Below are 13,389 nucleotides of genomic sequence, written 5' to 3' on the forward strand. Positions count from 1 at the left end.
ACATATACAGTTAGGAGTCGTATTCATGCAAAGGGTCGCAAGCTTTGGGATAAGTGTTTCCATAATACTTTATGCCCTTTTTCATTTTATATCGTATTTCTTTGAACATTCATTATTACCTCTCTTTTTACCGATTAGTGGATTAGGAATATTTGTGTTTACCATCATGAAACTTCGAATTTCTCATATTAAAATGCCATTTGGTCTTATGGCTGTGGGAATTATCATCATGCTTATTTCAGGGACTTCCATTCAGGAAGGCTTAATGAGTGGATTGGTGGAAATGCGTAATGTAATTGGACTATTAGTCTTTGTTCCTATGATTAGTTGGGTGCTCCAAGAAGAATCCTATATTGAATCCATGATGGGATTTGCTCATCATTTATTAGACACGAGTCGTAAGTTTTACTTTGGACTCGTTTCCTTTACACAGGTTATTGCCTATTTTTTATTATTTGGTTCAATCATCATGATGTATCAATTAGTGAACATGATATTGAAAAATGGAAAAGGTGAGGCATGGGAAAATTACAAAGGAACGGCATTATTACGTGGGTTTTCCTTATCCGTCATGTGGGTGGTTAGTATTCCAAGTTTTGCCTACGTTGTTGAAGTAATGGGTGCTTCACTTGGATTGTCAATCATACAAGGGTTTGGTCTGGCGATTTGTGGTGTAATTATAGCACTTATCTTTTCCCACTTTGAGGAAAAAAAGTATGGTGTCAATTTAACTGCTGGCTTACAGACAGAAATAGATGATGTTGTTCGTCATACGTCAGATAAAAAGGAAATGCATCAGAATGTTATTGAATTTTTTATTTTATTTGCAACCTTATTTGGGTCTATTCTTATTTTGCAAAGGTTTGTGAATATAGAGCTATTGGTACTAATTTCCGTTATCGTTATTTTGTGGATAATGATTTATTATATTTATAAAAATAGGCCAAAGAAATTAGTGAACGAGTTAGGCAGATATATCCAGTATGACATGGAAAAGCAAGGATATCAGCTATGTATTATGCTTGGGGCGGGGGTGTTAATTTACGCACTTAATCAAACTAGCTTTGCGAAAACATTTGTCGATGGCATTTATTCTTTACAAGAAGCACTACCATTCTTAAATATTCTTTACTTCTTGCCATTTATTATTATCATTCTTGGTTTCTTCGGACTAGGTCCATTAACGGTAATGGTTTTAGTTGCAGGGATATTAGAATCTATTAATCTTCCATACCCACCAGAATTAATTGTTTTAACCGTAACGTCTGGGAGTGCCATCTCGATTTTATTATCTCCATTAATTATGCCGCTCATTGTACTTAGTGGTGCAAATGGATTAAGCGCGATAAAGAATGGGATTGCTTTTAATTGGAAATATGCGTTGGTTATTTATGCGATGGTACAGGTTTATGTCCAAGTAAGTGTTTGGTTTTCTTAGAAAAGTGTCAAAGGTTATCATGAAAAAAATTCTTATTGGTGATTTAAAAGGGGGATTTTAATTGGAGTTCATGTTTAACTTTGCTCGTTGGACACATATTATTGCCGGATTTGTTGCATTAATGGTTTTATGGATCCCGATTGTGACACGAAAAGGTAAAAAATTACATAGAGGAAGTGGATGGATTTTTGTCATTTCAATGGCAACGGTATCGGTAACAGCATTCTATATGGGAATTTATAGAATTGTATGGGATTCTGGTACTGACCAAGATGGTATATCATTCTCGTGGTTTCTTATTTTTATTTCCATTCTAAGTGCTGCGACTGCTTGGTATGGCGTCCGTGTCCTTCGATTTAAAAGGAGAAGAGCATCGCACCGCTATTTTTTTGATTTGTTATTTCCGGTTCTGCTCCTTACTTCAAGTATAGGAATCATGATATACGGTTGGGTGATTCATTTTCCATTACTTCAGTACTTTCCAATTATTGGTCTATTCTTAGGCGGAATACAACTACAATATTGGATTTCTATACCAAAAATAAGTTCACACTGGGTTGTTGAACACATCGTAGGAATGCTTTCTTCCTGTATAGCAACCATCACGGCATTTATCGTTTTTGGTGCTCCAAGATTACTACAAATTGATTCCGTTAACCTGTTCATTTGGTTTCTTCCGACGATTGTTTTTGTTCCACTAGTTATTGTTTCAACGGTTTATTATGGCAAAAAGTTTGCCGGTGTTAAGAAATCTTGAAAATTATCCGTAAAGGACCTACCCTTCCAGCTCATTTCATTTGTTTTATCATCCTACCATTCAAATACGTTTTCATTCAACAGTATTAGATGATGTTGTATAACTTGATTAGTAAATAAAACAAATTATAAAGCAAATAAATGGATTGATGTTATTTTTCATCTTCCTCCTAGCATATATTTATACAATAGAAGAAAGGTCAGTCCTAGTCGAGTTATAGAGGAGGGATGATGTGCAGCAGTTTGATACATTACTGGTAACACATGATAAAGAGTCCAATGGTGTTTGTATGATTACCCTCTATCGACCAGATTCCTTTAATGCTATATACGCAAATGGGAAGGGATTTATTCGATAGTCTTCAGCAATTAAAGGAAGACAAGGATATCCGAGTATTGGTGATTATAGGTTTTGGAGAAAGAAGTTTTTGTGTTGGTGCTGATTTAAAAGAAAGAAATGGTATGACTAAACGACAATGGAAAAAACAGCATGATATTTTTGAAAGTGCTTTTCAAGAAATTCGTGATTTTCCTTATCCAGTAATCGCTTCCATCAATGGCTATGCGCTTGGAGGTGGGATGGAGCTGATTTTAAGCTGTGATCTTCGTTATGCGGCATCCCATGCAAAATTAGGGCTACCTGAGGCTAAGCTAGGAATTATGCCAGGGCTTGGTGCTACACAAAATCTACCTCATACGATTCCAGTTGGGGTAGCAAAAGAATATCTACTCAGGGGAAATCAAATGGATGCATGGCGTGCTAAAAATTTAGGACTTGTGAATGATGTATTTTTTAAGGAGAAATTGGAGGAGGAAACATTAAACATTGCTAGGGAAATTGCTAAAAATGCACCATTATCTTAAAGGCATTGAAGGATTCAGTAAATAGTGGATTACATACGGATTACCATACAGCATTAAAGATTGAATTAAGTAATTACTATAAAACAGCAGATTCTGAGGACCGGTTAGAAGGTATTTTGGCCTTTAATGAAAAACGCAAACCAAATTGGAAGGATAAATAGAACGGGGTTAAGGTTTTCAGCAAGAGAAATTTTATTCAACGATACCAAGCCGAGTGTGGTTTGGTTTTTTTATTTGATGAGAATGTTAAAGTTATTCCCTGGTAAGAGAAGAACCAACCTATTATATGATTCATGAACCCCCATAAGAGGAATGTGACAATCGACTATTAGTCCACGTAACCCTATTCCTACTCTCTCTGAACATATTGTACAAGAATAGAGGATACTATTATTGCCTATCACCTAAAGGGTTGCATCATTCTCACTAATATTTATTTTGAAAAAATTAACTTGATATTTAAAAATAAAACTGTTAGAATATTTTTAACAGAGGGTGAACCTTTAATCTTATTCATCATTTGTAAGCAATTTCAAATACTTAACACATACATCTTATGAAGCCTTTTTGAAGAGTTAATTCTAATGGAAATGACTGCTTGTCATGAAAGAAAACCCTAAAAGTAGAAAAGGAGTTTGATAGGTATGTTTAATTTTAGTCCATCGAAGGAACAAGAGGAGCTATTAGCACGTGCAAAAAAAATTATGGAAGAAGATGTGTATCCAGCTGAAAAACATATCATACCAGGAGAGGGCTTGCCTCAGCATGTATTAAAGCCATTACAACAAAAAGTAAAGGATCAAAACCTTTGGGCAGCTCATTTGCCAAAAGAAGCTGGTGGGTTAGGTTTAGGTGCTGTATTTTTAGGATTACTCAATGAAATTTTAGGCACTAGCCCAATTGGACCGCGTGTCTTTGGTACGGCGGCCCCAGATACAGGAAATATGGAGATTTTGTTAAATGCAGGTACTGAAGAGCAAAAGCGGCAGTATCTTGATCCAATCGTAAACGATGAGATAAGATCATGTTTTGCCTTAACGGAAAAAGAAGTTTCTGGTGCAGATCCGACTGGTATTCAAACAAGTGCAGTGAAGGATGGAGATCACTATGTCATTAATGGTGAAAAGTGGTTTATCAGTAATGCAGGGTTATCTTCCTTTACCATTGTGATGGCAGTGACGAACCCTGAAAACCCTCCACATGAACGGGCAAGCATGTTTATTGTTGACATGGATAACCCTGGTCTGGAGAGAGTTCGGGATATCGGTGTCATGGGTGATTACAGTGAGGGTGGACATTGGGAGTTACGATTTAATAATTGCCGAGTTCATGAAAGCGCTATGTTGGGAAATCCTGGGGAAGGGTTTAAGCTTGCGCAAATGCGTCTCGGACCTGGGCGTATTACACACGCGATGAGATGGCTAGGTGTCATGAACCGTAGCTTTGACTTAATGGTGAATTACGCATTGAAACGTAAAACCCGTGGAAAGCCATTATCAGAGTTCCAATCCGTTCAAAACTTTGTTGCGGATTCTGCAGCAGAAATTGCTTCCGCTAGACTGCTAACTTTACATGCTGCATGGAAGCTAGATCAAGGGGAGGATGCACGAAAAGAAATCTCTCTTATTAAATTCCATGGCGCGAAAATAATCAATGATGTCATTAACCGCGCCATTCAAGTACATGGATCGCTAGGTTATTCCAAGGATACACCTCTTGAAGCATTCTATCGTGAATCAAGGGCAGCACATCTCTACGATGGTCCAGACGAAGTACATCGTGTGGTAGTTGCCAAACGAATTTTCAAAGAATATAAGAAAAAACAAGAAGAAGTTCAAGTATAAGTTTAAGTTTCAGGGGGGTAAATATGACGAATCTATTGGACTTGTCTGGTAAAGTGATTTTAATTGCTGGTGGTAGTCGTGGAATTGGTGCACAAATGGCTCGTGATTACGCAGAACAAGGTGCAAATTTAGTCATTGCTAGTAGAAACCTTGATGCCTGTTCATCGTTAGGGCTAGAAATTACTGCTACATCTCATGTTGAGGTATTACCTGTTCGTTGTGATATGGCTAATCTTGATGATATTAGATCCATGTATAGACAAACGGTGGATAAATTTGGAAAAGTTGACATTATCGTAAACAATGCTGGGGTCAATCGAACGAAACCAGCGATTGAAGTAACGGAGGATGACTTTGATTTTACATTTGATGTGAATATCAAAGGACTATTTTTCAGTTGTCAGGAAGCTGCAAAAATAATGATGGACCAAGGACATGGAAAAATTATTAATATATCATCCGTAGGCGGTTTAAAACCATATAAACGGATTGCACCATACACAGCAAGTAAAGCGTCTGTTATCCATTTAACCAAATCTCTTGCTTCCGAGTGGGCAAGATATGGGATTATCGTCAATTCCATTGCTCCAGGGCTAATTAGTACGGAAATCAATGAAAAGGAATTTGAAGATGAAAGATGGTTAAATAAAATATTAAAAACCATTCCAATGCGGAAACTAGGAGATCCGAAAGATATTTCCAACATTGGATTATATCTTGCTTCCGACCTTTCCAACTATATTACAGGCCAAACATTTCCAATTGATGGTGGAACGCTAACGGAATAGTAGAAAAGCGAAAGAAAACTGGACTCTTGGATTTGTCGTCAACCATAAAGGGTCCAGTTTATTATTAAAAATGGTGTCGTAGTAGAAGGATGATGCGCAATAACTTAATTTCTCCTCTAGTTGATTTGCGCTACGGACAGTCGCACACCTTAGGGAACGGCTTCAGCGTCCGTAGCAGAAAGCCACTTCCTGCTCAGGTCTAGACACGTGCTTTTCCCGCAGGACAAGGAAGGCTTCGTCAGCGAAACATCGCACGTAAAAAATCGGTTTTTATTTTCAAGTAGTCGACTGTCCTCCGCTCCAATTCAACCATTTTGAAAGTATTAAACAATATGACTTAAGTTTGTTTCACACCAAACCAACGAAGGAAATACACGGAGACTCCTGTGGGATGAAAAGCCTAGGTGAGACTCCGTAGAGCGTTAGCTCGGAGGAGGCTCAACAGCGCCCACGGAAAGCGTAGTGTATTTCCGAAGCGGTATTTGAGCACTAATTTGCGTAACAAGTTAATACGCATTTTATATATGATGTGACAGAAACAATTCATATGGAAAGCAACCAAAATAGAAAGGGGAAGATAGTTTATGAAAATAGAAGAGGTTGTTGCAGTTGTTACAGGAGGGGCTTCTGGATTAGGGGAAGCAACCATCCGAAACATTGTCTCAAATGGCGGAAAGGCTGTCATTATTGACTTACAAGAAGAACGTGCAACACAGCTTGTTCAAGAATTAGGGGAAGACAAGGTACTATTTGTCAAAACAGATGTAACGAGTGAAGAACATGTTCAATCTGCCTTAAACCAGGCAGTGACCTACTTTGGTTACATAAATACAGTGGTAAACTGTGCAGGAATTGGATCAGGTGCAAAAACCTATGGTCGAAAAGGGGTTCATCATTTAGGGGAGTTTTCCAAAGTCATCCAAATTAATTTAATTGGGACATTTAATGTCATTCGACTTGCTGCAGAAAAAATGAGTGATAATACACCGAATGAACATGATGAAAGAGGAGTTATCATTAATACCGCATCGGTTGCAGCCTTTGATGGGCAGATGGGGCAAGCTGCTTACAGTGCTTCGAAAGGTGGAATTGTTGGAATGACGCTTCCAATCGCAAGGGATCTTTCTTCATTGGGAATTCGTGTAATGACTATTGCCCCGGGATTATTTAAAACACCATTATTTGCGAGTCTACCGGATAAAGCGATTCAATCCTTAGAGCAAATGACACCATTCCCGAAACGATTGGGTGATCCGAGTGAGTATGGCTTGTTAGCAAAGAGTATTATCGAAAATCCAATGTTAAATGGTGAAGTTATTCGTCTAGACGGTGCTATTCGTATGCAACCTAAATAATCTTATAAAGGAGGCTTAAGATGAAAAGAACATTCCTAAAGGAAGAGCATGAAATGTTTCGAGCCTCATTACAAAAGTTTTTAGAGAAAGAAGCCGTACCCTTTTATGAAAAATGGGAGGTAGATAAGCAGGTTCCACGCTCTTTCTGGAAGAAACTAGGTAAACAAGGCTTTCTTTGCCCACAGGTAGAGGAAGAATATGGTGGTCTTGATGCCGATTTTGGTTTTGCAGTAGTTGTTGCCGAGGAGTTAGATAAGATTGGGACAGGGCTCGCGTCTGGTATCAGTTTGCATAACGACATCACTATTCCCTATATTGAGGAATTTGGAACCAAAGAACAAAAGAGGCGGTGGCTTCCAAAGGCAATTACTGGGGAAATGATTTCCGCAATAGCAATGACAGAGCCTGGGACTGGATCTGATCTTGCAAATATTAAGACAACAGCCGTTAAAGATGGTGATTCTTATATCATTAATGGAGAAAAAACGTTTATCACGAATGGTTATTTATCCGATCTTGTGGTTGTCGTTTGTAAGACAGATCAGCAGGCAGAACCAAAGCATAGAGGAATTAGTTTGCTGGTGGTAGAAGCAGGAACTCCTGGGTTCAAAAAAGGAAAGAAGCTAAACAAGGTCGGACAGCATGCTAATGATACGTGTGAATTAATTTTTGAAGATGTTCGCGTACCAAAGGATAATCTTTTGGGCCAAGAGAATAAAGGATTCTATTATTTAATGCAAAAATTGCAGCAAGAAAGATTAATTGTTGCGATACAAAGCATAGCATCTGTAGAAAGAATACTAGATTTGACGGTTGATTATGTAAAAGAGCGAAAAGCTTTTGGAAAAAGTATTGGTTCTTTTCAAAATACTCAATTTAAGCTAGCTGAACTAAAAACAGAATTGGAATTAGGAAAAACGTTTGTTGATCGTCTCGTCCAAGAGCATATGGAAAAAGAAGATATCGTTAATGAAGTGTCCATGGCTAAGTGGTGGGTAACGGATTTGGCCAAAAAGGCTGCAGCTGAATGTATGCAACTTCATGGCGGATATGGATATATGGAAGAATATGAGATTGCTAGAAGGTATCGAGATACTGCAGTGAACACGATTTATGCTGGAACAAATGAAATCATGAAGGGGATTATTGCTAAGAATATGGGGTTGTAAATTTAGGTAGTAAAGTACGTAAAAAAAGATAGGAGAATGTTTATGCGAGAAGCAGTTATTGTAGAAGCGGTAAGGACCCCTGTGGGAAAATATAATGGGGTTTTAAGTGGAATCCGGGCTGAGGAGCTTGCTGCCAAGCCATTAGAAGAAATCGTTAAACGTGCAGGAATCTCAGCGGGCATTATTGAGGATGTTATTTTAGGTTGTGTAACCCAGGTTTCAGAACAGGCATTTGATATTGCAAGACAGGCGGCACTTATTGCCGGATACCCAATAGAAGTACCTGGAACAACGCTTGATCGTCAGTGTGGATCCAGCCAGCAAGCTGTACATTTTGCTGCACAGGCGATTATTAGTGGGGACATGGATGTTGTAGTTGCGGGTGGAATTGAAAGTATGTCCCGTGTTCCAATGATGTCCAATATGAAAGGAACAAAATTAAGTGAGGCATTAACTTCCAAGTACGAAATTATTAATCAAGGACTTTCTGCTGATTTAATTGCGGATAAATGGGGATTTACCCGCGAAGAAATGGATGCGTTTTCATTGGAAAGTCATAAAAAAGCCATCGCAGCTAGGAATGATGGTAGATTTGAAAAGGAAATCATGCCTTTAGAGATAACATTACCTGATGGAACTGTTACTGTTGTGAAGGATGATGAGGGTCCAAGAGAAAATACGAACCTTGAAAAGCTAGGGAATCTAAAGCCAGCATTTAAAGAGGATGGAAATATTACACCTGGAAATTCCTCGCAAATAAGTGATGGAGCATCTGCCCTTCTTATCATGTCACGTGAAAAAGCAGAAGAACTAGGTCTTAAACCTAGATTTAAAATTATGGCACGTACTGTAGTTGGATCAGATCCTACGTTGATGCTTACAGGGCCAATTCCAGCCACGAAAAAGGTATTGGAAAAAGCGAAACTTTCCATCGATGACATGGATATTTTCGAAGTGAATGAAGCATTTGCTTCCGTTCCAATGGCATGGTTACAGGAAACAGATGCAGATCCCAGCAAGCTAAATCCAAACGGCGGTGCCATTGCATTAGGACACCCATTAGGTGCAAGCGGTGGGCGTTTAATGATTACGATGATGCATGAGCTAGAACGTATTGGAGGCAGATATGGTTTACAAACCATGTGTGAGGGACACGGAATGGCCAATGCAACCATTATAGAAAGATTGGATTAGTTTTTACGGTGGTTATTGACGCAATATATAAAATGCGCAGTAACCAGACGAAGATAATCGGTGCATTAATACCGCTACGGAAATACACTACGCTTTCCGTGGGCGCTGCTGAGCCTCCTCCGAGCTAACGCTCTCCAGAGTCTCACCTAGGCTTTTCATCCCACTGGAGTCTTCGTGTATTTCCTCCGCTATTTTTCCACATTCTTCTATTATTATTTTAGCTATAGTAATGGTTGATGAAGGGAGGACCAGTCGACTCCTTGAAAATAAAGATAAATTATCTAATGAAAATGTCATACTGATGAAATCTTCCTTGTCCTGTGGGAATAGCACGTGTCTGAACTACGAAGCGTTGGTCTTCCGCTACGGAGGCTGAAGCTGTGCCCTAGGGTCCGCGACTGCCCGCTGTGGAAACTGAAGTGCATCCATTTTCCCTTTTAATTGGAAAGGCAGTGATGAATAACATCAACTGAATTACTGCGCATTTTCCTTCAACTATGAATAAAAACAATGAATAAGATTCGAGTCAATAGAGTAAATAAACAAAAGGGGGTATTTTATGCCGTTACAATCCACACGTATATTGGATCTGACGAGATTATTGCCTGGACCTTATTGCACTATGTTGCTTGCTGACTTTGGAGCAGAAGTCATCAAGGTGGAAGAACCGAATGATGGTGATTATGCTAGAGCGGATGAGCCTAAGTTAGATGAGGATAGTGCATTTTTCCATTCGATTAATCGGAACAAGAAAAGTGTTTGCTTAGATTTGAAATCTGGTGAAGGGAAGGAGCAATTTTTAAAGCTAGTAGAAACTGCAGATGTAGTGGTGGAATCTTTTCGACCCGGTGTCATGAAGCGGTTAGGTTTAGATTATGAATCTCTTAAGCAAGTAAATCCTGGTATTATTTATTGCGCAGTTACAGGATATGGACAATCTGGTCCATATGCTTCTATGCCAGGCCATGATATAAACTATATCAGTTATGCTGGCTTACTTCATTTAATGGGAGAAAGGGATAGGAAGCCAATTCAACCTGCAACACAAATTGCTGACATTGGTGGTGGTGCTTTTCCAGCGACGGTAGGGATTTTATTAGCAATTATTGAGCAACGTAAGACAGGTGAAGGACAATTGGTGGATATTTCCATGATGGATGGAGTGATATCCTGGTTGCAGACGATTCTCCCATACTATTTTGCAACGAATAAAGAGGCCAAACGTGGAGAAATGGCTCTTAGCGGTGGAAAGGCGTGTTATGGAGTATATGAAACACAGGATGGACGCTATCTTTCTGTGGGTGCGTTAGAAGAAAAATTTTGGAAGCAATTCTGTCAAATCATTGGGAGGGAAGACTTTATTCCATTATTGGAAGCGCCAGTTCATGAACAACATCGTCTTGCCTATGAAATTCAAAAAATAATTGCTGAAAAGCCCCAAGCAGAATGGCTGGAACGATTCTCTGGAATGGACGCATGTATAGCACCTGTTCTTACCATGGAAGAAATGGTGAAGGACCCACAAGTACAAGCAAGGGATATGATCCAAGAAATCAATCATCCAACATTGGGGACAACTAAACAAATTGGTATTCCAATTAAACTATCTGAAACACCTGGTAGAATACGAACTCACGCTCCGAAGTTAGGTGAGCATACGGATGAAATATTAGAAGAATTGAAGAATAGAAGTTAAAGAAAGTGACCATTTTTGTTGCTTTAGAGATAGTACGTGGCTTGCCAGTATACTGATTGGCAAGCCCTTTTAATTCCATCCACTTTTATTTGTAGTTTTCAGTTGATAGTTACGTAGGATATGAATGATTCTTGGGAATGAAATCAGTGTTCTTTTTTTTATATTTTTTGGAACGAGGATTAACAAACTGTTTAGCATACTATATAATAAATTTCGAAAAAGAGAAAAAATACCTGCTAGAATTAATCCCAACATAAAAAGAACCTTCGAACGTTTTGGAACAACCGGGGTATGTTTTTTATCATCTGTTCTGTTTAGTAGTCAGATTGGTACCGGTGCAGTAACGACTCTTGGTGTCTCAAGAAGTCGAGTGTTTCTTTGGACAAATCTAGGAGTTAGTACGATGGCAGTAGTAATGGCAATATTATCTGTAACGGCAGAAGGGCTAGTTACAACATTAGTAAACTTGTAGGGAGAATGTTTCAATGTCAAGTAACTCTATCTTTATAGTTGATAATAATTCCAATAATAATCATAACACGTAAGAATCTACATTTCATCTAGTGCAATGAACAAGCAATGTTTCTATGTTTCCTCCAATCAATATGAAAAATAGTTTTAAAAATTTTAGTATATGGAATGAGTGGTGATAGCATGCAGATTCGTGAAATCGAAGAAAAAGACAATAAAACAATGGAGCAAATTATTAAACGTTCCCTGGAATCATTTGATTTAGATATACCAGGAACAGCTTACTTTGACCCCCAACTAAGCCATTTAGCACAATTTTACAAGCAACAAGAAAAAGCAAAGTATTGGGTGGCAGTGAATGAACGAAATGAAGTGGTGGGTGGTGTCGGTATTGCGCCATTTGGAGGGAAGACAGATGTTTGCGAGCTTCAAAAGTTATACATTTCACCGGATGCACAAGGTATGGGTCTGTCAAGGAAGCTGATGAAAGTAGCACTTGACTTTGCCAAAAAACACTATATATATTGTTACTTGGAAACGGTGGGGAAACTCGAGATAGCTAATCAACTTTATAGTAAGCTCGGATTCAAACAACTGGAAGAAGCATTAGATGGTTCAGAGCATAGTACCATGGATACCTGGTATCTAAAAAGGTTGTCATAGAAGGTGTTAGGAAGGTCTGTTCTTGTTGTATGGCAGGGTGTTGGACTTTGATTAGACCGTTGGGGTTGTATATGGTTTATTATGTACCGACCTTCCAAATCACTTATTAAAGTTTCTCCCTTTATCTATCTAATGAAAAGGCTGTTAAGAAGTTAAACTCCTAACAGCCTTCATGTATTTTTTTTATACAGTTGTAGATAACTGTTTTTTCAATGCATTTTTAATTTGGGCTAATGCTTTATGCGCGTCATCCATAATTACCGGCATCCAGAAGAAACCGTGAATTTGTCCGTCGAATCTTGTATGTTCAACAGGTACGCCAGATTGTCTTAGGCGCTCGACATATGCTTCCCCTTCATCACGTAGTACATCGTGTTCTGCAGTGAATACCAGTGCAGGAGGTAATCCGGAAACATCTCTTGCTTGCATTGGAGCAGCATAAGGGTTTTTCTTATCAGCTTCATTGTTTAGGTAGTTATCATTAAACCAGTACATTGCTTCCGTTTCTAAGTAGTTCCCTTTACCGTTCTCCACATAAGAAGGTGTAGTTGTATCAAAATCTGTAACAGGGTAAAGTAAAATCTGTAAGGAGATGTTTGGACCTCCACGATCTTTTGCCATGAGAGGAATAACAGCGGCCAGATTACCACCAGCACTATCCCCAGCAACGGCAATACGTTTTGGGTCACCATTATAGCTTTGGATATTTTCAGATACCCATTTTGTCGCAGTGTAGCAATCCTCTGCTGGAATTGGAAACTTGTACTCTGGTGCTAGACGGTAATCAACAGAAACAACCATTGTGCTTGTTTCATTTGCCACCCAACGCATAATAGGATCGATTACCTCTAAATCACCAAGTACCCAACCGCCTCCATGATAGAACACTAGCACAGGCAACGGACCTTCCCCTTCTGGAGTATAAATCCGTAAACCAATTTTTTCACCATCATGTGATGGAATATTAATGTTTTCTACCTTTTTAACCTCTTGTGGTTCTCCAACTAGATCTTTATAAAGTGCAGCTAGTCCAGCACGGTTTTCTTCGACTGTCATCTCTGGAATTCCTGGTCCCTCAGCCGAATTGATTTGATCCAATAGATTCTTTACTGCTGGTTGATAACCCATGATTTTTCCTCCCTTTGAATACG

General features: G+C 38.8%; 12 protein-coding genes and 1 pseudogene. 12 read left to right on the top strand and 1 reads right to left on the bottom strand.

The window, feature by feature from the left end:
• The first annotated feature begins 25 nt into the window (after nucleotides 1-25).
• From CAO17_RS02005 to CAO17_RS02060, 12 genes and pseudogenes are all read left to right on the top strand, one after another.
• Nucleotides 26-1,438: a hypothetical protein gene (locus tag CAO17_RS02005; protein WP_085991168.1), complete on the top strand. Its 1,413-nt coding sequence runs from the start codon at nucleotides 26-28 to the stop codon at nucleotides 1,436-1,438.
• Between the two features lie 70 nt (nucleotides 1,439-1,508).
• The gene (locus CAO17_RS02010) at nucleotides 1,509-2,195 is read left to right on the top strand and encodes a DUF2306 domain-containing protein (RefSeq protein ID WP_342744222.1); all 687 of its coding nucleotides are present in this window, start codon (nucleotides 1,509-1,511) and stop codon (nucleotides 2,193-2,195) included.
• Between the two features lie 232 nt (nucleotides 2,196-2,427).
• Nucleotides 2,428-2,553, top strand: coding sequence for a hypothetical protein (locus CAO17_RS21825; protein WP_281252904.1), 126 nt, complete (start codon nucleotides 2,428-2,430; stop codon nucleotides 2,551-2,553).
• Nucleotides 2,531-3,219: pseudogene (locus CAO17_RS02015) on the top strand (enoyl-CoA hydratase-related protein). Before CAO17_RS21825 ends, CAO17_RS02015 begins: the two are co-directional and overlap by 23 nt.
• Nucleotides 3,220-3,702: 483 nt before the next feature.
• A complete protein-coding gene (locus CAO17_RS02020; RefSeq protein ID WP_085991170.1) occupies nucleotides 3,703-4,902 on the top strand; it encodes an acyl-CoA dehydrogenase family protein in 1,200 nt (399 codons plus the stop codon).
• Nucleotides 4,903-4,925: 23 nt separating this feature from the next.
• Nucleotides 4,926-5,690, top strand: coding sequence for an SDR family NAD(P)-dependent oxidoreductase (locus CAO17_RS02025; RefSeq protein ID WP_085991171.1), 765 nt, complete (start codon nucleotides 4,926-4,928; stop codon nucleotides 5,688-5,690).
• A gap of 584 nt (nucleotides 5,691-6,274) precedes the next feature.
• The gene (locus CAO17_RS02030) at nucleotides 6,275-7,045 is read left to right on the top strand and encodes a 3-hydroxyacyl-CoA dehydrogenase (RefSeq protein WP_085991172.1); all 771 of its coding nucleotides are present in this window, start codon (nucleotides 6,275-6,277) and stop codon (nucleotides 7,043-7,045) included.
• A gap of 20 nt (nucleotides 7,046-7,065) precedes the next feature.
• Nucleotides 7,066-8,214 (top strand): acyl-CoA dehydrogenase family protein, encoded by a 1,149-nt coding sequence (locus CAO17_RS02035; RefSeq protein ID WP_085991173.1) that lies wholly within the window; start codon nucleotides 7,066-7,068, stop codon nucleotides 8,212-8,214.
• A 42-nt stretch (nucleotides 8,215-8,256) separates the two neighbouring features.
• Nucleotides 8,257-9,408, top strand: coding sequence for a thiolase family protein (locus tag CAO17_RS02040; RefSeq protein ID WP_085991174.1), 1,152 nt, complete (start codon nucleotides 8,257-8,259; stop codon nucleotides 9,406-9,408).
• Nucleotides 9,409-9,967: 559 nt separating this feature from the next.
• Entirely contained in the window at nucleotides 9,968-11,104 is a 1,137-nt protein-coding gene (locus CAO17_RS02050; RefSeq protein ID WP_085991176.1) for a CaiB/BaiF CoA transferase family protein, read from the top strand.
• A 124-nt stretch (nucleotides 11,105-11,228) separates the two neighbouring features.
• A complete protein-coding gene (locus CAO17_RS02055) occupies nucleotides 11,229-11,576 on the top strand; it encodes a hypothetical protein (RefSeq protein ID WP_085991177.1) in 348 nt (115 codons plus the stop codon).
• A gap of 182 nt (nucleotides 11,577-11,758) precedes the next feature.
• Nucleotides 11,759-12,238 carry a GNAT family N-acetyltransferase gene (locus CAO17_RS02060; RefSeq protein WP_085991178.1) on the top strand — a complete coding sequence of 160 codons (480 nt, stop codon included), beginning with the start codon at nucleotides 11,759-11,761 and terminating at the stop codon, nucleotides 12,236-12,238.
• A 183-nt stretch (nucleotides 12,239-12,421) separates the two neighbouring features.
• Here the strand turns inward: CAO17_RS02060 and CAO17_RS02065 are convergent, their stop codons facing one another.
• Nucleotides 12,422-13,366 (bottom strand): alpha/beta hydrolase, encoded by a 945-nt coding sequence (locus CAO17_RS02065; protein WP_085991179.1) that lies wholly within the window; start codon nucleotides 13,364-13,366, stop codon nucleotides 12,422-12,424.
• Nucleotides 13,367-13,389: the final 23 nt, after the last annotated feature.

The organism is Oceanobacillus senegalensis (assembly GCF_900176885.1).
GTDB classification, from domain to species: domain Bacteria; phylum Bacillota; class Bacilli; order Bacillales; family Amphibacillaceae; genus Oceanobacillus; species Oceanobacillus senegalensis.